The following is a 25,450-nucleotide window of genomic DNA, read 5'->3' as shown; positions in this document are numbered from 1 at the left end:
AATAACATGTGAATAACTTTAATATTTTGTTGATAAGCATAAAAAAATCCGGAACCTTAGGTTCCGGAAATTACGCGCAAGTGATGTTTAAAAGGTTAACCTTTAAACACACCCATATTTGAATATTTGTCCATTCGTTTTTCAACCAATTCTGATGCTGATAAGTTTTTTAATTCCTTAAAGGTGCTCAAAATGGTATCTTTTACAGTAGCGAATGTTTCTTCACGTTGTGTATGTGCACCACCTAGAGGTTCTTTAATAATAGAATCTATAACCTTAAGACGCTTGGCATCGTTAGCAGTTAGTTTTAGTGCTTCTGCTGCAATCTCTTTATACTCCCAGCTTCTCCAGAGTATAGAAGAACAGTTTTCTGGCGATATTACAGAATACCAGGAGTTCTCTAACATCATTACTTTGTCTCCTACGCCTATACCTAATGCACCACCACTAGCTCCTTCACCAATAACGATAACAATAACGGGTACTTTGAGACGCATCATCTCCAAAATATTTCGTGCGATTGCCTCACCCTGACCACGCTCTTCTGCTTCAAGACCCGGATAAGCTCCCGGAGTATCTATAAATGATACTACAGGCAATCCAAATTTCTCTGCACTCTTCATTAAACGCAGTGCTTTACGATATCCTTCTGGGTTTGCCATACCAAAATTACGGTACTGCCTGGTCTTGGTATTGTAACCTTTTTGTTGACCTATAAGCATAAAGCTCTGATCACCTATTTTACCCAGACCACCTATCATTGCCTTATCATCTTTTACATTACGATCACCGTGCAACTCTAAAAAAGTATCACCGCAAAGTGCTTTAATGTAATCTAATGTATAGGGCCTGTTAGGATGACGTGATAATTGCACACGCTGCCATGCTGTAAGATTTTTGTAAATATCTTTCTTGGTCTCTGCAAGTTTCTTTTCGATCTGTTTGCAGGTATTGGTGACATCTACGTCACTTTCTTCACCAATTAAAGAACATTTTTGAAGCTGTTCTTCCAGCTCTTTAATAGGTTGTTCAAAATCTAAATATTCCATTAGGGGAAAATTTTAGTTAGCTCACAAAGATAACAGTTTTAGAAACCTTTTACCAAAGTCTTAACCCATTTTAATCGTGTAGCTATCTTAATTATTCTACTTGTTTTTTTAAAAGTCGGGCGTTGCGCCGTTTACGTTGCATTTTTAAAATACCATTACCTATTACGGTTAATAAGATTAAAAGTGCACCATAATAGAACCCTGTATTCATCTCTTCTGCGTCTCCCAGAATTAAAAATGCCAATATTATCCCATATACAGGCTCCATATTTGTAGTGAGCATTACCGTGTAGGGCGTTAAATGCTTCATCACTTTAATGGCTGCTATAAATGCATATGAGGTACAAATGGTAGCCAATATTAAAATATAAAACCAGTCTGATTGCTTTAACTGAAAAAACTCAGCATCAAAGCGTGCGGTAAACAACAGAAAAACAGTTATAAATAAAGTACCGGTTAGAAGCTCATAAAAGGAAATGACAACAGGATTGTGTTTTTGAACAAATTTGCCATTGATCAAGGTGAAAATTGCAGATAGTAAAGCCGAAACTAAAGCTACAATAATACCTTCAGTATATCGGGTTTCTACTTCAAATATGAGATACAAACCCGCAATTACAAATAGACCAAAAATTATCTCATACCAGATCACTTTCCGCTTATAAAATATAGGTTCGAGAATGCTTGTAAAAAAAGCACCTGTACTCATCATTGCTAGGGTTATAGAAACATTGGCAAGCTTTATAGCACCAAAAAAGGTTAGCCAGTGTAATGCAATGATAATCCCGGCAGCGGTAAGCTTTAACTGATTTGACCGTGTTGTTTTAAGCGGTATTTTTTTGTAGCGTATGTATAGGTAAATAAAAAATGAAGCAATAAGCATTCTATACCAAACCAGCGCTACTGTATCTACGGTAATAAGCGCACCTAAAACTGCTGTAAACCCCCAAATAAATACAATAAAATGAAAGTGGAGGTAGCTTTTTAAACTATCGTTTTGCATTATTGAGCAGATAAATGGCTAAAATACCGAAGAGAACATTAGGCAACCAAACAGCTACCATAGGAGAAAAATCAGATTGCTCTGAAATCGTACCAAAAACTTTATCAAAGAATATAAATATAAATGCCAGCGAGATTCCTAAAGCAAGGTTGATGCCCATACCTCCTCTACGTTTCATAGAAGAAACCGCTACCGCTATTATCGTAAGTATATAGGCACTTACCGGCAAACTGAAACGTTTATATAGAGTCACTTCATACCGGTTTATAGCAGAAGATCCTCTTGCTTTTTCTTTAGCTATAAACTCGCGCAGTTTTGGCGTTGTCAGAGTTTCTGCGATATATTCTAACGGAGTCAAATCTTCGAGGTCAAAAGCAAAAAGGGTATCTAGTTTTGTCTCGCTTATTAAAATATCACCTTCTTTACCTATGATTCGTTTTTTGTATCCGTTAAGGCGATATAAGGTATCTTCAGGTCTGTAAACAATACTACGGGCTTGAATTTTGTATTTTAAGGTATTGTCTTCAAAATGTTCTAATGTAAAATTCTGTCCCATTTTACTTGAAGGAGTAAAACGGCTCACGTAGATAAAGTCATTGTCATTTATCTGGCGATATACATTTCGGGTTTCGCGATCTGCTTTGTTATTTTTTAAGTATTCATATGAAAACTCATTAAATCCCCTGCTCGCTGCCGGTGCTAAATATGTACCTAAAATATAAGCTCCTACACAAACAATAGTTGCCCCAATTAGGTACGGACGAAGGAATCTGTAAAAAGAAACACCAGAACTTAAAAAAGCAATTACTTCGGTGTTGTTTGCTAACTTTGAAGTAAACCAGATAACAGATAAAAATAAAAACAACGGAAACAGCAGGTTTGCGAAGTACACTGTAAAATTTAGGTAATATAATGCCACTTCCAGAAAAGGCACTTCATTGGCAAGCATCTTATCTATCTTTTCGGCAAGATTTACAGTTATCCCTATGGGGATAAACAAAACAAGCATCATGATAAATGTACCCAGATAACGCTTAAGAATGTACCAGTCTAGGATTTTCATTTACAACCTTTTGTCCATTTGTTTCACCATTTTTTCTTTCCAGGAATAAAAATCTCCCGCGATAATATGTTTACGTGCCTCACGTACCAGCCACATATAAAAGCCTAAGTTATGTATCGTTCCTATTTGTCTTCCCAGAATCTCATTTACACTAAAAAGATGACGTACATAAGCTTTAGAATATTCTTGATCTACCCAGGTCGTCCCATCTGGATCTAATGGTGAGAAATCTGCTTCCCACTTCTTGTTCTTAATATTAATGGTACCGTGTTGCGTAAATAAAGTACCATTTCTACCATTACGGGTTGGCATCACACAGTCAAACATATCTATACCTAACGCAATATTTTCTAAAATATTTATAGGTGTACCTACACCCATAAGGTATCGCGGTTTTTCCTTCGGAAGAATTGCAGTAACAATTTCGGTCATTGCATACATTTCTTCAGCAGGCTCCCCTACTGAGAGTCCGCCTATCGCATTCCCTACCGCTCCTGCATTTGCTATATATTCCGCAGATTGTTTTCTTAAATCTTTATAAGTACTCCCCTGTACAATAGGAAAAAACGCCTGATCATAACCGTATTTAACCGGCGTCTTATCAAGATGATTAATACAACGATCTAACCAGCGGTGCGTCATATGCATAGATCGTTTTGCATAATTATAATCACAAGGATAGGGAGTACATTCATCAAATGCCATAATAATATCTGCACCTATACTGCGCTGAATTTCCATCACGCGCTCTGGTGTAAACAGGTGCATAGACCCGTCTATATGTGATTTAAACTTCACACCTTCTTCTTTAATCTTGCGATTTGCAGAAAGAGAATATACCTGGTAACCGCCACTATCTGTCAAGATATTACGATCCCAGTTCATAAACTTATGTAAACCACCGGCCTTCTCGAGAACCTCTATTTGAGGACGCAGGTATAAATGATAGGTGTTACCCAGAATGATATCAGGGTTGATATCTTCTCTAAGCTCTCGTTGATGTACACCTTTAACCGTACCTACTGTGCCTACCGGCATAAAAATAGGAGTTTCAATAGTGCCGTGATCTGTTGTAAGGGTACCTGCGCGTGCTTGACTGCCTGCGTCAGTATTAAGAAGATTAAATTGCATAGCTTAATTTAGAGAGGGCAAAGATAAAACTATTTAACAGATAGATGGGAAAGACAACGGGTCATAATGCTAATTACGCAGTAGAAAATGAAAACTTCTTAATTTTCCTTAAAAGCTTAGTAATATATAGGTTATTGATTGTAATCCCTATTCAAAAACGGTATTTTTGAAGTTCAATTTTAACTTAATAAAAATGCCAAACACAAAACAATTAGAGGATTTTGTTTCTCAGGTAAGAAGAGACATCGTAAGGCAAGTACATGGAGTGAACTCTGGTCACCCGGGAGGATCTTTAGGTTGTGCAGAATTTTTTGTCGCCTTATATCAAGAAGTAATGAAGCGTAAAGAAGGTTTTGATATGGACGGAAAAGATGAGGATTTATTCTTCTTGTCTAACGGTCATATCTCACCAGTTTTCTATAGCGTTTTGGCTAGATCTGGTTACTTTCCTGTAGAAGAATTAAATACATTCAGAAAAATAAATTCACGCGTTCAGGGTCACCCTACAACTCACGAAGGTTTACCGGGAATTCGTATTGCCTCAGGCTCACTGGGTCAGGGAATGAGTGTAGCCTTAGGTGCTGCTCAAACTAAAAAATTAAACGGAGATCCTAACTTAGTATATTCTTTACACGGTGATGGTGAACTGCAAGAAGGTCAAAACTGGGAAGCAATAATGTATGCTTCTGCAAATAAAGTTGACAACCTTATTTCTACAATAGATTTAAACGGACAACAAATAGACGGAAGTACAGATCACGTGTTAAATATGGGAAGTATTCGCGCTAAGTTTGAAGCATTTGGCTGGGAAGTTCTTGATGTTGAAAAAGGAAACGATATAACTGCTGTAGTAGAAGGCTTAAACAAAGCAAAATCATTAACAGGAAAAGGAAAACCTGTTTGTATTTTATTACATACTATAATGGGTAATGGTGTTGATTTTATGATGGGTACTCACGCATGGCACGGTAAAGCACCAAGTGATGAGCAACTTGAAAATGCATTAAGTCAAAACTCGGAAACATTAGGTGATTATTAATTTACAAAACACACCAAACGTTTCTAACAATTTAAAAATACATTCATGAAAAAATATATAAACTCAGGAAATATAGATACACGTTCAGGTTTTGGTGCGGGTATGGATGAACTCGGAAAGACTCACGAAAATGTGGTTGCTCTTTGTGCAGACCTTACCGGTTCTTTAAAACTGAATGACTTTGAAAAAAATCACCCCGAACGTTTTTTTCAGACGGGTATCGCTGAAGCTAATATGATAGGTATGGCTGCGGGTATGACTATAGGTGGTAAAATACCTTATGCTACTACTTTTGCAAACTTTGCTACAGGTCGTGTTTACGATCAGATACGTCAAAGTGTGGCATACTCTGGTAAAAACGTAAAAATATGTGCCTCTCACGCTGGTCTTACCTTAGGTGAAGATGGTGCTACGCATCAAATTCTTGAAGATTTAGGATTAATGAAAATGTTACCAGGTATGACCGTAATCAATACTTGTGATTACAATCAAACCAAAGCAGCCACTATCGCGATCGCAGATCACGATGGACCTGTTTATTTACGTTTTGGTCGTCCTAGCGTAGCAAATTTCACAGAAAAAGATGGGAAATTTGAAATAGGAAAAGCGTTGCATTTACTTGACGGTTCTGATGTAACTATTATTGCTACCGGTCACTTAGTCTGGGAAGCCATTAAAGCTGCTGAAGAATTAAATGAAAAAGGAATTAGCGCTGAAGTTATAAACATTCACACCATTAAGCCGCTAGACGAAGAAGCAATCTTAAATTCTGTGAAGAAAACCAGATGTATTGTAACCTGTGAAGAGCATAATTTTTTGGGTGGTTTAGGCGAAAGCGTTGCGCGCGTACTTGCTACTAATGACCCTGCTCCTCAGGAATTTGTGGCAACTCACGATACTTTTGGCGAAAGCGGTACTCCTGCTGAACTTATGGAAAAATATGGTTTAAATACTAAATCTATTATTGAAGCCGTTAATAAGGTGCTGACAAGAAAGTAAACATTTTAAGGATAATTCCTAAAAGTGTTTACATCTATCAACCAAAAATTCAGAAGGTTTTTAAATAAACCAAACTTAATTTTAACGGCTCTAGAAAAATAAGAAGAGCACAATACAACCGATATGAAGAATTTATTTTTAGGAATTTTATTTTTAGCTGCCGGTGCAGCACACGCTCAATCAGACCCGGGCTTTGGTATAAAAGCAGGTCTTAACTATGGCGGAACGGGGGACATAAGTGACTCTGCAAAGAATGCATACGAGAATCCAAGTAGTGATATAGGCTATCACGTAGGAGTTTTTGGACGTACCGGAGACAAACTCTACTTTAGACCAGAACTTGTTTATACTAAGCTTAATTCTACTTATGAAGATTCAGATTTTAGTATGCAAAAATTAGACGCACCTTTATTAATAGGTTACGAAGTTTTTGGTCCACTTAATGTATTTGCAGGACCTTCATTGCAATATATACTAGACACAGACTATGATGGCCTTACTTTAGGAGATGTAAAAAATGATTTTACAGTAGGGCTTAATGTTGGAGCCGGAGTTTCTCTGGGTAAACTAGGAATTGATTTACGTTATGAACGAGGCTTTGGAGATAACGAAGCAGAGTTTTTAGACACTAACGGAATAATTACTAATGGATCTCGCATAGATACACGACCAGACCAATTGATCTTAAGTTTATCGCTAAACCTATAAGGTTAGTAAAACCGAAAGATTATAGTGATAAAAAAATCCCCGCAAGATCTAGTCTGGCGGGGATTTTTTATTGCATCTAGTTAAGTAAAAAAATTAGTTTACATCAGGATCTAAATAGTCTGGAATACCATCATTATTAGAATCTGTATAGGTTATTGTACCATCTGCATTAATTACAATTTCATCACGCGTAAGTGTACGATCACCATCATCATCTGTATCTAAATAGTCTGGAATATTATCACCATCACTATCATCTTCAATCTCGTTTAAGAAATTATTTCCATTAATATCTTCTTTCCAATTGGGAACGCCATCATTATCATCATCTGTGTCTTCTACAGCTCGATAAAGGTCAAATGTAAAAACAAGATCTGAGTATGCGCTATAACCAGTACCCGAACCATTGAAATATGCTAACCCACTAGGAATAAAAACAGCACCTATACCATAATCATTACCAAAACTTACAGAGCCATCTGCATTTTGGCTAAACTGAGTACCTGCTTTAAGATTTTTCAAACCGTTAGAAAATCCAAATACTACTTGCGTTAAATCAAACCAAAGCGGTGTTACTGAGCTATCAAATTTATCTCCACCCACGACATTACCTTGATAATTGACAAAGGTAGAATCTGCAAACGTAGGCTGTATACCTGCACCCTCTCTTGCTATTAAAGTGTAAAGGGTATACTCAGTATCCAGATACGTGAACTTTTCTGTAATAACCTGAGACATTAAGGGCGTTTTGTCTGAATTAACACCACTTATCGTATCAAAAACAATTTTATAATTAAAGCCATCTTCTTTAGCTTCAAATTCCTCATAATTATAAAAATGGGTATTTAAATAGGCTTTTAAATTTGCCTGACTTTCTACCTCTACTTCCCCCCGATCGCGTGGTGGAGTAATTTCTACAGAATCATCATCTTTACTACACGAGGCTAAAATAAAAAGGCCTAAAACAGCCACAATCACATTTCTAATCATATTCATCATATTCCTTTTAGGTCGCGCAAGATACAATTTTGCGCTATTTTTGTGTTATTAAAAACGAGCTTTAAAGCGATAGATTATGCGAGTTGACAAATATTTGTGGTGTATACGGTACTTTAAATCACGTTCTATAGCTACGAATGCCTGCAAAAAAGGACAGGTTAAAATTAATGATGTTGCAGTTAAACCTTCACGAGAGGTTTTTCCGTCAGACACTATACAGGTTAGAAAAAATCAGGTTGACTATGTTCTTGAAGTCATAGAGCACCCGCCCAGCCGTGTGGGCGCTAAACTTGTAGGTCTATATGTTATAGATAAAACACCTGCAGAAAATCTGGAAAAACTAGACCTCCTTAAATATTCTAAAGATTATTACCGCAAACGCGGAACAGGGCGACCTACTAAGAAAGATCGTAGGGATCTCGATGATTTTCAGGATACAGATGATTTTTTTGAAGATGTTGAATAAAAACTATTGGGAAAGCAGGTATGTCGAGCAAAATACCGGTTGGGATATAGGGTACGCCTCAGATCCGTTAGCTGCATATTTTGACCAATTAACACAAAAAGATCTCAAAATTTTAATTCCGGGAGCTGGCTTTGGTCACGAGGCAATATATTTATATAAACAAGGCTTTACCAATGTGACTGTGTTAGATTTTTCTGCTTCAGCATTACAAAACCTAAAGACTCATTTACCTGATGTACCAGATTCGCAGTTTATAGAAGGTGATTTCTTTGAGCATTCTGAAACCCATGATCTTGTTATTGAGCAAACTTTTTTTTGTGCACTAGACCCAGATTTACGATCAGATTACGCACGACATATGTCTCAATTATTAAAACCTTCCGGAAAAATTGTGGGATTACTTTTCAATTTTCCGCTTACAGAAAAAGGCCCACCCTTTGGAGGAAGTCTGTCTGAATATCAAAAGTTATTTTCCGAAGTGTTTACTATAAAAAAATTAGAGCCTTGTTATAATTCTATAAAACCTCGTCAAGGCAACGAACTCTTTTTTATATTTGAAAGCAAACAGCAACCCGCTAATTAAATCTTATGAAAACTGCCGTACAAACAATTCTTAATCATGAAGATATTCAAAATAAAATACGCAGAATTGCCTATCAGATTTACGAAAGCAATGTAAATGAGAAAGAACTCATTTTAGCAGGAGTTGCGCAAAACGGTTATGTAATTGCAGAACGTTTAAAAGTTATTTTAGAAGATATTTCTGACCTCAACTGTACGCTCTGTAAGGTTACTATGAATAAAACTGCACCTCAAGGAACGGTTACAACCTCACTTACAGAAAGCGAATATCAAAATAAATCTTTAGTACTTATTGACGATGTCTTAAACTCGGGTACAACTTTAATCTATGGGGTTAAACATTTTCTCGATGTCCCGCTCAAGCAATTTAAAACGGCAGTGCTCGTAAACCGAAATCATAAAAAATATCCTGTAAAGGCAGATTATAAAGGCATTTCACTAAGCACATCACTACAAGAGCGAGTTAAGGTTAGATTTAAACCTGGCAAAGATTCTGCTATATTAGAATAGACGCATTTTTAATTCTTCTATCAACTCAGGTATAGAACGATTATTTACAAGAAGCTTTATAGTGGCTTGATTGTAATAAAAACTACGTTCAAATAAATGTTTACGTATAAACTCTTCTAACTTTTCTTGAGTTTCCTGGTGTTTAAGAACAGGTCTGTGATCCCGCTGCGTCCACAACCTTTGGGTCAATTCCCCTACACTTACATTAATATAAACCGAAGTGCCTTCTGCGGCCTTAATACGATCTATAGCGTCCCCATAACACGGTGTCCCACCACCTAGACTAATTATAGTATTGTCAAAACCTATAAGCAGCTCATTTAAATATTGAGATTCTCGCTTTCTAAAATAGATTTCTCCTTTTTCCTCAAAGATTTGCTTAATAGATCTCCCTTCTTTTTGCGCTACATAGTCGTCAAAATCTATAAAATTCATCTTTTTTTCGGCAGCTAAAATCTTCCCTAAAGTAGATTTACCGGAACCCATATAGCCTATTAAATATATTTTCATTCTTAAAATTACTGATTTTCAGAAGCCTAAGCCCTGACTTACTATTTTATTCAAATTTATTACAAAAAGGCTTGGTAAGATTAAAAAAATGGATGTATATTTGCAGCCGCATTTAAGGAAAGACTTGGTAGCTCAGTTGGCAGAGCATCTCCCTTTTAAGGAGAGGGTCCTGGGTTCGAGCCCCAGCCAAGTCACCATATTTTAAACCAGATCTCAACGTCTGGTTTTACTTTTTAAAATCGGTAAGATTTTAAAATAAATCTGAGTTGTAATAGACTTGGTAGCTCAGTTGGCAGAGCATCTCCCTTTTAAGGAGAGGGTCCTGGGTTCGAGCCCCAGCCAAGTCACGAGAATAAAACCAGATCTTAAGGTCTGGTTTTATTTTTTAAACTAATTTTGATTTAAACACCCGGATGCTGGAATTGGTAGACAGGCACGGTTGAGGGCCGTGTGTACTCTGTACGTGTGGGTTCAAGTCCCATTCCGGGTACAAAAAAGCCCCTGTAAACATAATATTTACAGGGGCTTTTAATTTTAATAGACTATTTTACTGTCGAAATCATTTTTTTAATATGTAGACGCACAGTTTATAAATAATCTACTCATTTCTTTAGAATTCATTAAAAAGCTTTTAAAGCATCTTCAATACGCTCATCACCCTCAATCATTTCAAAAACTGCATTTTGCGCAATATCGTCATTTAAAACATGGACTAGTGTATATGCAACATCATCACGAGTAATTTTGCCCATGTCAACTTTTTCTGCAGCCGTAATTTTTCGAGTGCCCTTATCATTTTTTAAAGTTCCCGGGCGCACGATACTGTATAATAAACCGCTATTTTTTAAGTGGTTATCTGCATTTTGTTTGGCTTCAAGATAATGTTCTAAATCTCCTCCTGTTTCAGGTTTATCTGCATTTATTGAACTCAACATTACAAACTTTTTAATACCAGCCTTTTTAGAAACATCTATTAAACTTTTTGCTCCTTCCTGATCAACAGCAGTTGTTTTTTCGGGACCTGTACTTCCTCCAGAACCTGCCGCAAAAATTACTTTATCAATACCTTCTACAACGTGTGAAAGATCTTTTTCTAAATCACCCAGCACCGTATCAACATTTTGTATTTTAAATTGCTCCTGTTGCTCTTCTTTACGTACCATGGCAACCGGGTTGTAGTATTGAGATTCTTTTAAATAACTTATAATTTGCTTTCCGGTTGTACCGTTTGCTCCTGCAACTAAAATATTCTCTTTACTCGTATTCATAGTTTATATTTTTTTAAAGTCAAAAACCGACTTAAATTATATTAATATTTACCGCAAACTTAGTTAATAGATTAAGCATCATAATTTTTCTTAACGCCCTTTAACGCTGGTATTAGGATAGTATTAAGAAGTAGTTAAAGCATTTTGAGATTGAATAGAAACTCCTAGCTTTGCAGGTATGAAAACAACCTTTGGCAATTTAACCGAATCATCAACACCGGTGTTGATTGATTTTTATGCGACTTGGTGTGGCCCCTGCCAGACCCTTGCTCCTATACTTGAAGATGTAAAAAAAGATTTAGGCGAAAAAGTAAAAATCATTAAGGTTGATGTAGATAAAAATCAGGCACTCGCTCAAAAATTTCAAGTGCGTGGTGTTCCCACCCTAATGCTTTTTAAAAATGGTAAACAACTTTGGCGACAAAGTGGAGTGCTTACCAGAGCAGATCTAAAACAGGTCATAGAAAACCATTCCTAAATCCATATTAGCAACAACTCTTTTATTAAATTTAGAGCTTACAACGAACCAGGTTTATGTCTTTAGATTTGATAAGAGTATTGCTTGATACCGGAATGCTTGTCCTTATCTGGCTAGTGCAATTAGTAATTTATCCCGGTTTTTGCTACTATTCTGATACAGATCTGGTTGTTTGGCATAAAAAATACACTACCCAACTATCATATATTGTAATGCCATTGATGATAGGCCAACTATTAGTTACCGCAGTACAACTTATAAATGCAGTTACAGTTTATACACTGGTCAGTGGATTTGTGGTTATGGCATTGTGGCTGTCTACCTTCATTCAATTTGTACCACTACATAACAGTATAGCCACAAAAACTGCAGCGAAAGAAACCCCTCAACGTCTGGTTAGATTAAATTGGATTAGGACTGTACTATGGACCTTCCTATTTATATGGAGTTTATTCTGGTACAGTCCCGTTTAGAACTATCTACTTTTAACTTCTCCAAAGCCTATTTGCAAAGACTTTTCATAACTACGCAAGATACGCAGCTCTTTAGTAGTCACTAAAGCAAGAGAAAGACCCTCTTTACCGGCTCTGGCCGTTCTACCACTTCTATGGGTATAGTATTCTTCCTGATCTGGCATTTGGTAATGAATTACAAAAGTCAAATCCTGTACATCAAGACCTCGTGCTGCTATATCTGTAGCAACCAGAAGACGTAAACTTTCATTCTTAAAAGCACGCATTACTTTATCGCGCTCTTTTTGCAGCATATCACCCTGCAAGGCTTCTGCAGCTATATTTTTTGCTATGAGTTGCTTTGCTAACTTCGTCGCTGCCGCTTTAGTTTTACAAAAAATAATACCGCGCTCATCGCCTCTTGTTTTTAAAAAATCTAGCAGTATAGGCAACTTATCTGTTTCTTCGCATTGCAAAAATTTATGGTCTATATTCTTATTCACCACATCTTTACTTATTTGAATACGATGCGCTTCAGCAGACATGTGCTCGTTTACAATCTGCTTAATTCCGTGCGGCATCGTTGCAGAAAATAACCATTTATTATCTACATTTTTTACAGCATTTAAAATCTCATCTAATTGCTGCTTAAATCCCATACTCAACATCTCATCTGCTTCGTCAAGTACAACAGTATTCACGTAAGAAAGATCAATTATTTTTCGGTTTAGCAAATCTATAAGTCTTCCCGGCGTAGCTACTACGATATGTGTGGGACGCAACAAATTTTTGATTTGAATATCTATTTTTTCACCTCCGTAAATAGCTTCAGTGAATATCTTATCTGTATATTTTGTATACCTAAACAATTGCTTTGCCACTTGTTGACACAGCTCCCGTGTAGGGCATAATATTAGAGCCTGTATGTTTTTTTTCTTAGCATTTATGCGCTCTAAAATAGGTAAGCCATAAGCAGCGGTTTTACCGGTTCCCGTTTGCGCCTGTCCCACAAGATGGGTCTTTTCCTGTAATAGAATAGGAATGACTTCTTGTTGAATAGGTGTAGGATTTATTATCCCAAGTTCTGTAAGTCCCTTAATCAAGCCGGCACTTAGGCCAAGCTCTTTAAAATTGTCTGCCATGGTAAAATTTTGAAGCGCAAAGATAGTCAACACAGGTACTAAAACAGTAATAAGAAATTAAGATTAGAATATTTAGCACCTATTTTATTCTTGTATTTTTAAAATCTAAAAACTCAACTATGCGTTTACTTCTAATTTATAGCTTTTTAATACTTCTTAACTGCAAAACAGCGCAATCTCAAAACAAGCCTGCTTATCAATTATTTAATGCTGAAGGTAAAAAAGTAACCTATCGAGCGATGCTTGATTCTTTAAAAAATCAAAAAGACATTATTTTATTTGGTGAAATGCACGACAACCCTATCGTGCATTGGTTAGAATTAGAAGTAACAAAAGATTTAGCCGAAACAAAAAACCTCACATTAGGCGCAGAAATGATTGAAACAGATAATCAAACTGCAGTCAATGCCTATTTAAAAGATAGTCTTAGTATTAAAGAGTTTACCAGTTCTGCCCGCCTCTGGGTTAATCATAAAACGGATTACCAGCCGCTTATTGATTTTGCTAAAGCCAAAAATTTAAAATTTATTGCAACAAATATCCCACGTATCTATGCAAGTAGGGTATATAAACAGGGATTTGAAATTTTAGACAGTTTACCTCCTACTGAAAAACAATTTATAGCTCCCTTACCTATCTTATTTGAGCCTAATTTACCCCGTTACAAAGAAATTTTAAAAATGATGGGAGAGCACGGTAGTCCACAATTAGTGATGGCTCAGGCGATAAAAGATGCTACAATGGCTCATTTCATCTTAAAAAATCTAGAAAATGATCACGTATTTATACATTACAATGGCTCTTTTCATAGTGATTATCACGAAGGCATATTGTGGTACCTAAAACAGGAAGCTCCTGATCATAAATATGTGACAATCACAAGCGTTTCTCAGGAAAAACTAGAAACATTAGAAGATAGTTACATCAATCAAGCCGATTTTATTATCGTAATTGATGCAGATATGACCACCACGTATTAGACTTTAAAACGTTTAAATAAATAATTAAACACCTAAGATTTAAACTCGCAGAAATAAAAACGAGTTAAAAAAGTGTGAAACATTCATAAATGATAGTAATACTATTATATTTGCAACCAAAATAATTTTTTATGAATGAGTTACTCAAAAATATTAGGATCACCATTAATGAAGGGATCTATTTAAAGGACCCAGAGTCCTCAAAATTAGGTAAACGCATCATTGAGGACGGCATTCTACTTATTGATGAATTAGGTTTTGATAATTTTACCTTTAAAAAACTAGGTGATCGCATTCAATCTAATGAAAGCTCTATTTATAGATATTTTGAAAATAAACACAAGTTTCTGGTTTATCTCACCTCATGGTATTGGGGATGGAAAGAATATCAGTTGGTATTTGCAACGGTAAACATCACAAATGCCAATGAAAAACTAACAAAGGCCATAGAGATTCTTACCCGAAGGGTTGAACAAGATCAATTATTCTCGCATATTAATGAGGTTGCTCTAAGCAAAATTGTTATAAACGAGTACTCAAAATCTTACTTAACAAAGGAGGTTGATAATGAAAATAAAGAAGGTTATTTTGTAATCTACAAACGCTTATCTAGCCGTTTAAAAACGATGATAAGTGATGTAAACTCAAACTACCCATATCCTGCAAGTTTAGCGAGCACTATAATGGCAGGATCTCTACATCAGCATTTTTTAATAGACCATTTTACTTCTTTAACAGATTGTAATGCCAGCACATCGCCATCTCAGTATTTTATACATCTTACCTCAACACTATTAAATTCATAACTCCCTATTAACTATGGATAAAAAATCATACACGCCCTGGCAACGTTTTGTAGGGCTATTGAAGCTAGAGCGCAAAGACTTTTTACAAATATTGTATTATGCGATTTTTGCAGGTATTGTAAGTCTTTCGCTTCCGTTAGGAATTCAAGCAATTGTAAACCTAATTCAAGGTGCACAAATTAGCACCTCATGGATTGTGCTGGTAGTTCTGGTAACGCTGGGAGTAGCCTTTGTAGGAGCACTACAACTTATGCAAATACGCATAGTAGAAAATATTCAGCAAAAAATATTTACGAGGGCTTCGTTTGAGTTTACCTACAGATTCCCAAAAATTAAAATGAGTGAGCTTCGGGATTATTACCCACCAGAACTTGCAAACCGTTTCTTTGATGTACTTACCATACAAAAAGGTCTTTACAAGCTAGTTCTTGATTTTCCGGCGGCGATGGTGCAAATTATTTTCGGTTTAATACTATTATCGTTTTACCACCCCTTCTTTATATTTTACGGGTTGTTACTGGTAATTCTTATTTATTTGGTTTTCAAATTTACAGGAAGCACGGGCTTACAAACGAGCCTTACAGAGTCTAAGTATAAATACAAAATTGTACACTGGATACAGGAAATCGCACGTACCCTTATAAGTTTTAAACTTTCTGGTAAATCTAGTTTGGCTTTAAATAAAAATGACCAATTAGTGAGCGAGTATATCGACTCAAGAGAAAGTCACTTTAGAATTTTACGTATTCAGTTTATACAAATGGTTGGCTTTAAAGTACTAGTTACAGCGGGTCTTTTATTAATAGGCGGTATCCTGGTACTTAACCAGCAAATGAATATAGGTCAATTTGTAGCAGCAGAAATTATAATCCTGCTCATTATAAATTCAGTAGAAAAATTAATTCTGGGACTTGAGAATTTCTATGATTTATTAACGGCTTTAGAAAAAGTAGGAGCTGTATCAGATAAAGAATTAGAATCTCAAAATTTATCTACGCCATTTACAGACGCTGACTCCTTAACGCTAGAACTTAAAAATATAGGTTACGTAGATGATCGCGATAATAAAAGTATTTTAAATGCAATTACTCTAGATATTAATCCCGGTGAACACCTGCTTATAAATGGTCCTAATGGTTCTGGGAAATCTACGTTACTTAAAATAATAGCAGGACTTATTGAACCTACATCTGGAGATTTCTTTATAAATAATAAATCTATACAGGGCATTAGCTTAAATCATTACCGTGCATTACTAGGACAATCATTCCCTGAAGAAACTCCTTTTGAAGGTACCTTATTAGAAAATCTAACTTTTGGAGATCAATCAATTCCTCAAAAAGACATTGACTGGGCTGTAGAGAAAATGGGCTTATCAGAGTTTGTTAAAAATCAACCTTTAGGCTTACATACCCCATTAAAGCCCGAAGGGAAGTTCATCTCAGAGACAATTTCAAATAAGATCGTTCTGTCCCGTAGTATCGTACGAAAACCTAAAATACTTATACTTAAAGAACCTCTCAATAAATTTTCAACCGAAGAAAAAGAGCGAATAATTAATTTCTTATTTGATAAATCCAACACCTGGTCAATCATAATTGCCAGCAAAGATGCGATGTGGAAAAATTATTGCGAACGAGTATTATGGCTCGATGGCGGTAAAATATCAACTTCAAATTAAATAGCTATGCTTAATATATCTCACAATAAATTAAATAAAGCGGTTGATCTTTCTAAGTATAAATCTGCTATTAAGGTGCTTGAAAAAGAGCATTACGCATACTTCAACAGATTTTTAGCTGTATTTGCGATTATTTTGGTTATAATCTTGTTTTTACCGTGGACGCAAACCATATCCTCGGCAGGGTTTGTCACCACACTAACACCAGAACAACGCCCACAAACCATACAATCTCCCATCCCGGGCAGAGTTGAAAAATGGTATGTACGCGAAGGAGATTTTGTAGCAAAAGGAGATACAATTCTCTTTATTTCTGAAATTAAAAATGAATATTTTGATCCTAATCTTGTAGAACGCACAGATTTACAGGTGCGTGCAAAAACAAATTCTGTTGAATCTTATACTCAAAAAGTAACCGCACTGAGTAATCAAATCGCTGCATTAAATAATGAGCGTATTTTAAAACTTAAGCAAGCTGAAAACAAACGTATACAGGCCGGCTTAAAAATTAAAAGTGACAGTATAGATTATGAAGCGGCAAAAACAAATTTAAGCATTGCACAGCGGCAGTATGAGCGTACACTTAGTTTACAACAAGAAGGCTTAAAAGCAGTAACTGATGTTGAAGAAAAGCGATTAAAACTTCAGGAAACTGAAGCTAAACTAATCTCTCAGGAAAATAAATTACTGGCAACCCGCAATGAGCTTTTAAATGCACAAATAGAGCTTAATAGATTAGAAGCAACGTATATTGATAAAATATCAAAAGCGCAAAGCGACAGGGCTACAGCACAATCTAGTCAATATGATTCTGAAGCTGAAGTTAGTAAGTTAGAAAATAGCCGTACCAATTATGAGATACGTAATGATATGTACTACATACGTGCTCCCCAGTCTGGTTATATTAATAAAGCTATTATAGGTGGTATAGGTGAGACTTTTAAAGAAGGGCAGCAACTGGTTGGGATAACCCCTTCTGATTATGACATAGCGGTAGAAACATTTGTAAAGCCTATAGACTTACCTCTTATTCATTTAGACGAAAAAGTGCGTGTGCAATTTGATGGGTGGCCTTCTATCGTATTTAGCGGCTGGCCCAATAATTCTTTAGGAACTTTTGGAGCTAAGGTTGTTGCCATTGAGAATTATATTAGTCCTAACGGAAAATACAGAATACTACTGGCCCCAGACCCTGAAGAACAATCCTGGCCTGAAGCTTTACGTGTAGGCTCTGGAGCAAACACAATGGCTTTACTTGAAGATGTTCCTATCTGGTATGAACTTTGGCGAAAACTTAACGGCTTCCCTCCTGACTACTATACTCCTGCAACAAAATCTGAAACTACAAAAAAATGATAAAGGCATTCTTTTTACTACTGTTTTTTGCTTTGAGCTCTTCTCTTTGTGCTCAGGTAGATAGTTTAGAAAATTTAGGATTTAAAGAATATTTAAGTCTGGTAAAGCAGAACCACCCTATAGTTAAACAAGCTAATTTAATTGGAGAAACCGGGGATGCTAAGCTATTAAAAGCCAGAGGAGGTTTTGATCCTAAAATTGAAGTTGATTTTGATCAAAAAGTGTTTAAAGAAACCGAATACTATGATTTATTAAATGCAACTTTTAAAATCCCCACCTGGTATGGTATAGATCTAAAAGCACAGTTTGAACAGAATGAGGGCTACTACCTCAATCCACAAAATACGGTCCCTGAAAACGGATTGTATACTGCAGGAATTTCTGCATCATTGGGACAGGGATTGTGGATTAATGACCGTATGACCACGCTTAAACAAGCAAAAATTTATCGTGAGCAGGCACGAGCAGATCTTGACATTGCAGTTAACGTTGTGCTCTATGAAGCTTCGGTTGCTTATTTTGAATGGTTACAGGCTTATAAAAAGGTAAAACTCTTCGACCGGTTTTTAGAAAATTCACAATTGCGTTTTAGGGGAATAAAAAGCAGCGCTCTAGCAGGAGACAAACCACTTATAGATACTACCGAAGCTACTATAAGCGTACAAAGCAGAGCACTTAACCTAAGAGAAGTTCAATTAGAGTATACCAAGAAGAAACTTGAACTGGCTAACTTTTTATGGCTGGGTAATAATATTCCTGTAGAACTTCAGGATGGTATTTTTCCGCAGGAAGAATTGGGGTTTTCTATAGATGAGATTTTAGATATCACAGGATTTGATCTTGCAAATTTTCAGCTTGAACAGCATCCTAAATTACGCTCATTAAATTTTAAAGTGGAAGCTTTAGAACTCGAGCGGCAATTAAAAGCTAATAATTTGCTTCCGGTTATTGACGTGAATTACAACTTCATCTCATCTGAAGGTGATGACCTCAGCACATTTTATACTCAAAATTATAAGGCGGGCTTACGCTTTAAAATGCCACTGTTTTTAAGAAAAGAGCGAGGAGATTTAAAATTGGCTAAGTTAAAGGTTCAAAACTCGCAGTTTGAATTAACTAATTCAAAATTAGAACTTCAGAATAAATTACGCGCAGTTACTACAGAGCTAGAGGTACTGGAAGAACAAAATAAATTGGCAGCAGAACTCGTACGTAATTATGAGACCATGCTGTATGCTGAAGAACGTAAATATCAGGTAGGTGAGAGTTCTATTTTTCTCATAAACTCTAGAGAAGTAAAACTTATAGATGCCCAGTTGAAACAAATAGAAATCACAAATAAATTCTATAAAGCAAAAGCCAACCTCTTTAAGACGATTGCGACCAACCCTGATTCTATTTAAGAGACTTATCGCCTACATAAACCTCTGTTTTAATACTAAAATTTGTAATACCCTAAATTAGGTATTCTTTGTACCTTTGCAGGGTAAAATAGACACACATGATTATAGCAAAAACCAGAGAAGAGATAGAATTAATGCGAGAAAGCGCTTTAATTGTTTCTAAGACTCTGGGTGCACTAGCATCTGAAGTTAAACCGGGTGTTACCACCTTGTATTTAGATAAAATAGCTGAAACCTGTATTAGAGACCACGGGGCAATACCAGGATTTTTGGGATTATACGATTTTCCAAACACGTTGTGTATGAGCCCAAATGAGCAGGTCGTTCACGGTATTCCTAATTCAAAACCTTTAGAAGAAGGTGATATTATATCAATAGACTGTGGTGCTTTAAAAAACGGATTTTATGGTGATCACGCCTATACTTTTGAAGTAGGCGAGGTTGACCCCAGCACAAAAAAGCTTCTTGAAGTTTCTAAAGAGTCTTTATACAGAGGTATTGCAGAATTTAAATTTGGCAACCGCGTAGGTGATGTGGGTTATGCCATTCAAAAATACTGCGAAGATCACGGCTACGGTATTGTACGAGAGCTTGTAGGTCACGGTCTTGGCGCTAAAATGCATGAAGATCCTGAGATGCCTAACTACGGAAAAAGAGGTCGTGGTAAAAAATTTATTGAAGGTATGGTTGTCGCCATAGAACCTATGGTTAACAAAGGTACTCACCGCATAAAACAACATAATGACGGTTGGACGATTACAACACGTGACAATGAGCCAAGTGCTCATTTTGAGCATGATGTGGCTTTAATTGACGGTAAACCAGAACTTCTTTCAACTTTTAAGTATATTTATGATGCCTTAGGCATTACAAGCAATGAAGAAGATGCTTTTAGAGCGCAGGCTATTACAAATTAGCAAAACATCAACACCCCCTACATACAATGCAATTAGAAACATGGATCAAGTACCGTGAAGATAATTGGGAAGAAAATTATACTATAGGTCTTTCTAATTATGGTAGAATACGCAGTTACAATAAAGGGCCAGAAGGCACTATAATCAAAGGTGGCCATATTCATGGCTACGTAACTGTAAGTGCAAAACTGGCAAATGGTAAGAGAAAAAATTACTACCTGCACAAACTCCTTGCTAAAGCTTTTTTAAAAGCTGCAGATGATGAGAAAGCAGTTTTACATCTTAATCACGATAAGAAAGATAACCGGATTGAAAATTTAAAATGGGCTACGCACAAAGAACGCTATGCGCATCAGAAAACGAGTCCGTTAGATATTAAAAGACGTACTTCGGGAGAGCGACATTATACAAAATTGACTTTTGCCGAAGCGACAATACTTAAAAAGAAATTACTAGATCCTAACCGTCGTACGCGACTTAAGGTACTGGCTAAGCAGTTTGGAGTTTCAGAAATGCAATTACATCGAATTAAAACAGGAGAAAACTGGGGTGATCTTAAAGTATGATTGCACAAATTTTTAAGCGCATACTCAATGCGGTTCCGCGGCCCATTCTCATTAGATTAAGTTATATCGCAAGACCTGTTCTTGCGATAGGACTTAAAGGAGACCGCTATGAAGATCCCATAGACGGTAAAATGTTTAGAAAATTTTTACCCTATGGTTATGGTAAGCAAAGAGAAAATGTGCTCTCGCCTTCTACCCTATCTCTAGAAAGACATCGCTTGTTGTGGTTGTATTTATCTAAACAAACTAACTTTTTTACCGCTAAAGCGAAAGTTTTACATTTTGCCCCTGAACAGGCATTTTATAAGCGTTTTAGAAAGATGGAAAATCTGGACTATACCACTACAGATTTAAATTCGCCTCTTGCTGATGTGAAAGCTGATATTTGTAATCTTCCTTTTGAAGACGATACGTACGATATTATTTTCTGCAATCACGTTTTAGAACACATCCCAGACGACCTCAAGGCGATGCACGAACTTTACCGTGTATTAAAGCCCGGTGGAATGGCAATACTTCAAATTCCACAGGATTTAAAGAGAGCCGTAACGTTTGAAGACAACAGCATTACAGATCCTAAAAAACGCGCAGAAATTTTTGGACAGTACGACCACGTACGCGTGTATGGCCGTGACTATTTTGATAAATTAAGATCTGTAGGCTTTAAGGTATCAGAAATTGATTATACAGCTACCATACCGGCTACAGAAGTAGATAAATACCGACTGGCTGTAGGCGAAATTTTGCCGGTTTGTTATAAATAGGAAAACTAGTTTACTAGAAAATTCTTAAATCCTTTTGACATATAAACCGCGCTACTATCTATAGTTGCATAAATAAAATAAGCCTCTATATCCTGATGCTTTTCTAATACTTTTTTAGATTTATCAAGACCTAAAGCCATAAAAGCGGTAGCAAAAGCATCTGCTTCTGCACAGGTTGAAGCAATGACGGTTGAGCTTAAAATATCGCTTTTTTCAGCAAGCCCGTTTATAGGATTTACGGTATGTACAAAGCGCTGACCAGTTAAGGAATCTACTCTAAATTTTCGGTAATTACCCGATCCTGCCATTCCTTTATTGTCTAATTCTACAGCAGCCGTGTACCCCCTATCGTTTATTGGCGCATCTATATTTTCAATACCTACGCGCCACGGTTGATTTTTATCTAAGTTAATTCCCGAAGCAAGTAATTCTCCTCCTAATTCAACAAGGTAATTTTTTACACCATTTTGCTCAAGCATCTTACCTATACGGTCTATACAATATCCCTTAGCAATACTATTAAAGTCAAGATACACTGCGCTGTTTTCTTTTTGAATTCTTCCGTTCGCAGAAAGACTAATTTTATCAAGACCTACATAATTGCGCAAAGAATCTAAAGCAGCACTATCTAAAACGTTTAAAGGTTTTCCGGGACCAAAACCATATGCATTTACTAAAATGCCTACTGTAGGATCGTAATAGCCACCAGTTGCATTATAAACCTTCCGCGATAGCGCTAAAACTTCTTTAAACATAGTATCAACAACAATTGCAGTATCGCCGGCATTAATTTTGGAAATATCAGAATCTGGCTGATAGGTACTCATAGACTTGTTAATAGCTGCAATGGTAGAGTCAAATTTCTTAACCACATCAAAACGTTCGCTACTGTAAAACTGAACACTATAACCTGTTCCTAAAGCTTCACCGGTTAATGTTACTAACTGGGGTTCTTGCTTACAGCTTAAAAACTGAATGAGTAAAAGAGCAATAAAAAATAATCTCATTATTTAATTTCTTGAAGTCCGTTATAAATTACTGTGTACGAAGTTCCTTTTTCTACAGGTTTCCCATAATCACTTGCACTACCTAAACCTACGCCAGCGTAAAATGTTTTTGCATTAAATTTATCTGCGTGCTCTTTAATCTCCTTCATAAAAAATGGATCGTAATCATTAGCATCGTCAGGAAAACTCACAGCCTTTACTATAACAAAATGAAGTTTTTTATCACGTAAAGCCACAAATTGAGGATTACGTTTAAGCTGAGAATTCACCCCTAAAAACTCAAAACCCTGTTCTTCAAGATCCTTCCCAACAATATTCATTGCAAGGTTGTGAAGTTCTTGTTTATCTAATAAATCTGCCATTTTACAAAGATACTATCTCTCAAATTAGACGTGAAAAAAGAATGAATTTTATTCTTCAATTTTAATGGGCATTATTGCGCAAAAAATTTAGAAAATCACTGCGTTTGTTGCGTGACACGGGTACTTGATGTTTACCTTCTAAAATAACATAGCCTTCATTAAGATAAGATTTTAAATAGTCTAGATTTATTAAATGCGATTTATGAGTTTTAAAAAAAACAGAATCTCCTAGTAAATCTGCAAAATGACCAATGCTGTGTGAACTTAAAATAGATGTCTGATCTGCCAAATATATTTTTGTATAGCCATCTGTACCTTCGCAACGTAAAATATCTGCAATTTTTAAAAATTGCAACCCGTTTTGTGTAGGCACTACAATCTTTTTCTGCTGAAAAGTACGCACCCCTAAATTTGCAATTAGCTGTTTATTTTTAGATAATGCATGCTTATACTCTATACTCTCTATTGCACGATGTACACTGAGTATTAGATCTTCTTTAGCAACGGGTTTTACGATATAACCTATAGCGCAATGTTTTATAGCATCAACTGCATAATGATCAAACGCAGTTACAAATATGATTTCAAAACTAGGCTCGTCAAACTCTCTCAATAATTCAAAACCTGTCATCGTAGGCATTGCAATGTCTAAGAAAATAAGCTCGGGCTTTTCAGATTTAATGAATGTTATTGCCTCTTCAGGCTTTTGACTTTTCCCTATAATGGTTAACTGCGGACAAAATCTTTCGAGTTTATTCTGCAAAATTGAAAGTGCCTTAGGCTCATCGTCTATTAAATATACCCGGATGCTCATGACTCAAATCGTGTTTTAAATATTAAACGTACCCGCGTACCGCTTAAATCTTTACGCTCTTTAATGCGGTAATCAACCTTAAACTGCGTACTGTATTCCAGCAATTTTAAGCGATCTTTTAATACTGCAGAAGATCTGTTTTCTAAGGTTTTTCCACTCTTTTTGAATAGTTCTTTTGACCTGGTAAGACCTATGCCGTCATCTTCAATAATTACTTCAAAACTATGTTCTTCAAGCATTTTAAAAATTACACTTACCAGACCTTTATCATTTTTATGAAAAATACCGTGATTAACCGCATTTTCAACAATAGGTTGTAGTAACATTGCCGGTATGCAGGTGTCTGTATCTAAATTTTTATCTACAATTATTTTATACTCTAGCTTATCTTCAAAACGCATTTTCTCAAGTGCGAGATAGTTATTAAGAAGATTTATTTCTTCAACAATAGTAACGGTCTGCTGGCGCGAAAGCTCAAAAAACGAACGGATTAATTTTGAAAATCGAGTTAAATATTCTTCAGAAAGCTCAACTTCATTACGCTGTATATAATATTGAATAGCATTAAGTGAATTGTGCACAAAATGCGGATTCATCTGCGATCGTAAAGCTTGTAACTCAAGTTTATGTCGTTCCCGTTCTTTTTGAAACTCGACTTCTAGCTTTGCTTTAATTAACTCATTCTTTTTAGAAACAAATACGGTAAATAATAAAATCACCGCCACAACTACAACTACTGAAGCTAGCGTCATCGTGACGATGAGTTGATAATTTAATTCTTCTGTGGGCATAATAAAGCTGTTATAATACACCCGTAAAGTGGAATATTTAAGAATGCTATCACAATGTATAAACTAGGCGCTAAACTTCCATTTATTTTTGAAATGTAGACCTGTATAGGTAAATACCCGAGATTGAAAATCAATATTCCTGTGGTAATCCAGAATTTAGGATTTTGCTTAAACTCTATAAGATCATCATTATTCAGAAATTCTATATAAAATCTAAACACCAATACCAGCAATGCTATCGTAACAGAAAAAAGGAAAATTACATTGTAATCAAGCAACCAGTTTTCTACTAAAATACTTGTAACTAAACATATTGTAAGTAAAGTAACTATTATATAAACCCATATTTTTTTATAAAGTATTCTATAAAACCAGTAGCAAAAGAAGATACCGGTGAAGAGATCATAAAAATTATAGATTAATACATTATTGCCATAAAGAGTTATACACAGTTCTGCTCCAAACTCAATAACAATCATTATACTTAAAAAATAAATAAAATGATTTTGAGTACTTTTTTTCAATTCGCTATGTCTCCAAATAGCAATTACTAACGCAATACCCATTAATAATTTAGCACTAAATTCTAGAATTAACATAGCCT

Annotated in this window: 29 protein-coding genes and 3 tRNA genes; 19 read left to right on the top strand and 13 right to left on the bottom strand. The window is 35.8% G+C overall.

Going from position 1 to position 25,450, the window contains the following annotated elements; all coding sequences use genetic code 11:
- Positions 1 to 95 precede the first annotated feature (95 nt).
- From P164_RS01005 to tgt, 4 genes are all read right to left on the bottom strand, one after another.
- Positions 96 to 1,049, bottom strand: a complete 954-nt coding sequence (locus P164_RS01005) for an acetyl-CoA carboxylase carboxyltransferase subunit alpha (RefSeq protein WP_028374624.1) — start codon at positions 1,047 to 1,049, stop codon at positions 96 to 98.
- 91 nt (positions 1,050 to 1,140) lie between these two features.
- Positions 1,141 to 2,052, bottom strand: coding sequence for a DMT family transporter (locus P164_RS01000; protein WP_028374623.1), 912 nt, complete (start codon positions 2,050 to 2,052; stop codon positions 1,141 to 1,143).
- On the bottom strand, positions 2,039 to 3,115 hold the full coding sequence (locus P164_RS00995; RefSeq protein WP_028374622.1) for an LptF/LptG family permease: 1,077 nt from the start codon (positions 3,113 to 3,115) through the stop codon (positions 2,039 to 2,041). Before P164_RS00995 ends, P164_RS01000 begins: the two co-directional genes overlap by 14 nt.
- Positions 3,116 to 4,246: a tRNA guanosine(34) transglycosylase Tgt gene (gene tgt, locus P164_RS00990; RefSeq protein ID WP_028374621.1), complete on the bottom strand. Its 1,131-nt coding sequence runs from the start codon at positions 4,244 to 4,246 to the stop codon at positions 3,116 to 3,118.
- Between the two features lie 193 nt (positions 4,247 to 4,439).
- Between tgt and P164_RS00985 the strand changes: the two genes are divergently transcribed.
- From P164_RS00985 to P164_RS00975, 3 genes are all read left to right on the top strand, one after another.
- Entirely contained in the window at positions 4,440 to 5,285 is an 846-nt protein-coding gene (locus P164_RS00985) for a transketolase (protein WP_028374620.1), read from the top strand.
- A 45-nt stretch (positions 5,286 to 5,330) separates the two neighbouring features.
- Positions 5,331 to 6,284, top strand: a complete 954-nt coding sequence (locus tag P164_RS00980) for a transketolase family protein (protein WP_028374619.1) — start codon at positions 5,331 to 5,333, stop codon at positions 6,282 to 6,284.
- A gap of 123 nt (positions 6,285 to 6,407) precedes the next feature.
- A complete protein-coding gene (locus P164_RS00975; protein WP_028374618.1) occupies positions 6,408 to 6,992 on the top strand; it encodes an outer membrane beta-barrel protein in 585 nt (194 codons plus the stop codon).
- Positions 6,993 to 7,085: 93 nt separating this feature from the next.
- Here the strand turns inward: P164_RS00975 and P164_RS00970 are convergent, their stop codons facing one another.
- Complete coding sequence (locus P164_RS00970) at positions 7,086 to 7,991, bottom strand: FKBP-type peptidyl-prolyl cis-trans isomerase (protein WP_234405802.1); 906 nt, start codon at positions 7,989 to 7,991, stop codon at positions 7,086 to 7,088.
- 76 nt (positions 7,992 to 8,067) lie between these two features.
- On the opposite strand from P164_RS00970, the gene P164_RS00965 reads away from it, so the two are divergent.
- The 3 genes from P164_RS00965 to P164_RS00955 are packed head-to-tail and all read left to right on the top strand — an operon-like array spanning position 8,068 to position 9,549.
- Positions 8,068 to 8,457 (top strand): RNA-binding S4 domain-containing protein, encoded by a 390-nt coding sequence (locus P164_RS00965; protein WP_028374616.1) that lies wholly within the window; start codon positions 8,068 to 8,070, stop codon positions 8,455 to 8,457.
- Entirely contained in the window at positions 8,447 to 9,040 is a 594-nt protein-coding gene (locus P164_RS00960; protein WP_234405801.1) for a methyltransferase domain-containing protein, read from the top strand. The genes P164_RS00965 and P164_RS00960 overlap by 11 nt, the downstream gene beginning before the upstream one ends.
- A 5-nt stretch (positions 9,041 to 9,045) precedes the next feature.
- Positions 9,046 to 9,549 (top strand): phosphoribosyltransferase family protein, encoded by a 504-nt coding sequence (locus P164_RS00955; RefSeq protein WP_028374614.1) that lies wholly within the window; start codon positions 9,046 to 9,048, stop codon positions 9,547 to 9,549.
- Here P164_RS00955 and P164_RS00950 read toward each other — a convergent pair.
- The gene (locus tag P164_RS00950) at positions 9,541 to 10,059 is read right to left on the bottom strand and encodes a shikimate kinase (RefSeq protein ID WP_028374613.1); all 519 of its coding nucleotides are present in this window, start codon (positions 10,057 to 10,059) and stop codon (positions 9,541 to 9,543) included. The two genes, P164_RS00955 and P164_RS00950, sit on opposite strands and share 9 nt — an antisense overlap.
- A gap of 121 nt (positions 10,060 to 10,180) precedes the next feature.
- Here P164_RS00950 and P164_RS00945 point away from each other — a divergent pair.
- From P164_RS00945 to P164_RS00935, 3 genes are all read left to right on the top strand, one after another.
- Positions 10,181 to 10,256 (top strand) — tRNA-Lys (locus P164_RS00945).
- Between the two features lie 77 nt (positions 10,257 to 10,333).
- Positions 10,334 to 10,406: transfer RNA gene (locus tag P164_RS00940), tRNA-Lys, on the top strand.
- 60 nt (positions 10,407 to 10,466) lie between these two features.
- Positions 10,467 to 10,549: transfer RNA gene (locus P164_RS00935), tRNA-Leu, on the top strand.
- A gap of 130 nt (positions 10,550 to 10,679) precedes the next feature.
- Here the strand turns inward: P164_RS00935 and P164_RS00930 are convergent.
- Positions 10,680 to 11,327, bottom strand: a complete 648-nt coding sequence (locus tag P164_RS00930; RefSeq protein WP_028374612.1) for an SDR family oxidoreductase — start codon at positions 11,325 to 11,327, stop codon at positions 10,680 to 10,682.
- Positions 11,328 to 11,505: 178 nt separating this feature from the next.
- Here P164_RS00930 and trxA point away from each other — a divergent pair, with 178 nt between their 5' ends.
- Positions 11,506 to 11,805 (top strand): thioredoxin, encoded by a 300-nt coding sequence (gene trxA, locus P164_RS00925; RefSeq protein ID WP_028374611.1) that lies wholly within the window; start codon positions 11,506 to 11,508, stop codon positions 11,803 to 11,805.
- A 56-nt stretch (positions 11,806 to 11,861) separates the two neighbouring features.
- Positions 11,862 to 12,278 carry a hypothetical protein gene (locus tag P164_RS00920; RefSeq protein ID WP_028374610.1) on the top strand — a complete coding sequence of 139 codons (417 nt, stop codon included), beginning with the start codon at positions 11,862 to 11,864 and terminating at the stop codon, positions 12,276 to 12,278.
- Between the two features lie 2 nt (positions 12,279 to 12,280).
- On the opposite strand, the gene P164_RS00915 is transcribed toward P164_RS00920, so the two are convergent.
- Complete coding sequence (locus P164_RS00915; protein WP_028374609.1) at positions 12,281 to 13,399, bottom strand: DEAD/DEAH box helicase; 1,119 nt, start codon at positions 13,397 to 13,399, stop codon at positions 12,281 to 12,283.
- A 119-nt stretch (positions 13,400 to 13,518) separates the two neighbouring features.
- On the opposite strand from P164_RS00915, the gene P164_RS00910 reads away from it, so the two are divergent.
- The 8 genes from P164_RS00910 to P164_RS00875 all read left to right on the top strand — a co-directional run bounded on the left by P164_RS00910 (position 13,519) and on the right by P164_RS00875 (position 21,872).
- Positions 13,519 to 14,379 (top strand): ChaN family lipoprotein, encoded by an 861-nt coding sequence (locus P164_RS00910; RefSeq protein ID WP_028374608.1) that lies wholly within the window; start codon positions 13,519 to 13,521, stop codon positions 14,377 to 14,379.
- A 131-nt stretch (positions 14,380 to 14,510) separates the two neighbouring features.
- The gene (locus P164_RS00905) at positions 14,511 to 15,185 is read left to right on the top strand and encodes a TetR/AcrR family transcriptional regulator (protein ID WP_028374607.1); all 675 of its coding nucleotides are present in this window, start codon (positions 14,511 to 14,513) and stop codon (positions 15,183 to 15,185) included.
- 13 nt (positions 15,186 to 15,198) lie between these two features.
- Positions 15,199 to 16,866 (top strand): peptidase domain-containing ABC transporter, encoded by a 1,668-nt coding sequence (locus P164_RS00900; protein ID WP_028374606.1) that lies wholly within the window; start codon positions 15,199 to 15,201, stop codon positions 16,864 to 16,866.
- Positions 16,867 to 16,872: 6 nt separating this feature from the next.
- Entirely contained in the window at positions 16,873 to 18,222 is a 1,350-nt protein-coding gene (locus tag P164_RS00895) for an HlyD family secretion protein (RefSeq protein ID WP_028374605.1), read from the top strand.
- A complete protein-coding gene (locus tag P164_RS00890) occupies positions 18,219 to 19,625 on the top strand; it encodes a TolC family protein (RefSeq protein WP_028374604.1) in 1,407 nt (468 codons plus the stop codon). Before P164_RS00895 ends, P164_RS00890 begins: the two co-directional genes overlap by 4 nt.
- 98 nt (positions 19,626 to 19,723) lie before the next feature.
- Positions 19,724 to 20,542, top strand: coding sequence for a type I methionyl aminopeptidase (gene map / locus P164_RS00885; protein ID WP_028374603.1), 819 nt, complete (start codon positions 19,724 to 19,726; stop codon positions 20,540 to 20,542).
- A 26-nt stretch (positions 20,543 to 20,568) separates the two neighbouring features.
- Positions 20,569 to 21,108: an HNH endonuclease gene (locus P164_RS00880; protein ID WP_028374602.1), complete on the top strand. Its 540-nt coding sequence runs from the start codon at positions 20,569 to 20,571 to the stop codon at positions 21,106 to 21,108.
- Positions 21,105 to 21,872: a class I SAM-dependent methyltransferase gene (locus P164_RS00875; protein WP_410503381.1), complete on the top strand. Its 768-nt coding sequence runs from the start codon at positions 21,105 to 21,107 to the stop codon at positions 21,870 to 21,872. Before P164_RS00880 ends, P164_RS00875 begins: the two co-directional genes overlap by 4 nt.
- 5 nt (positions 21,873 to 21,877) lie before the next feature.
- Here P164_RS00875 and P164_RS00870 read toward each other — a convergent pair whose 3' ends face one another.
- The 5 genes from P164_RS00870 to P164_RS00850 form a co-directional block, all read right to left on the bottom strand.
- Entirely contained in the window at positions 21,878 to 22,879 is a 1,002-nt protein-coding gene (locus P164_RS00870) for an FAD:protein FMN transferase (RefSeq protein WP_035899272.1), read from the bottom strand.
- Entirely contained in the window at positions 22,879 to 23,241 is a 363-nt protein-coding gene (locus tag P164_RS00865; protein ID WP_028374599.1) for a hypothetical protein, read from the bottom strand. The genes P164_RS00870 and P164_RS00865 overlap by 1 nt, the downstream gene beginning before the upstream one ends.
- Before the next feature lie 61 nt (positions 23,242 to 23,302).
- On the bottom strand, positions 23,303 to 24,055 hold the full coding sequence (locus P164_RS00860) for a LytR/AlgR family response regulator transcription factor (protein ID WP_028374598.1): 753 nt from the start codon (positions 24,053 to 24,055) through the stop codon (positions 23,303 to 23,305).
- Positions 24,052 to 24,846, bottom strand: coding sequence for a sensor histidine kinase (locus P164_RS00855; RefSeq protein ID WP_028374597.1), 795 nt, complete (start codon positions 24,844 to 24,846; stop codon positions 24,052 to 24,054). The genes P164_RS00860 and P164_RS00855 overlap by 4 nt, the downstream gene beginning before the upstream one ends.
- Positions 24,828 to 25,445 carry a hypothetical protein gene (locus P164_RS00850; protein WP_028374596.1) on the bottom strand — a complete coding sequence of 206 codons (618 nt, stop codon included), beginning with the start codon at positions 25,443 to 25,445 and terminating at the stop codon, positions 24,828 to 24,830. Before P164_RS00850 ends, P164_RS00855 begins: the two co-directional genes overlap by 19 nt.
- Positions 25,446 to 25,450 lie beyond the last annotated feature (5 nt).

The organism is Leeuwenhoekiella sp. MAR_2009_132, assembly GCF_000687915.1.
GTDB lineage: Bacteria > Bacteroidota > Bacteroidia > Flavobacteriales > Flavobacteriaceae > Leeuwenhoekiella.
Note: the sequence above shows the minus strand (reverse complement) of the source record. Positions and strands in the feature narration are given on the sequence as shown.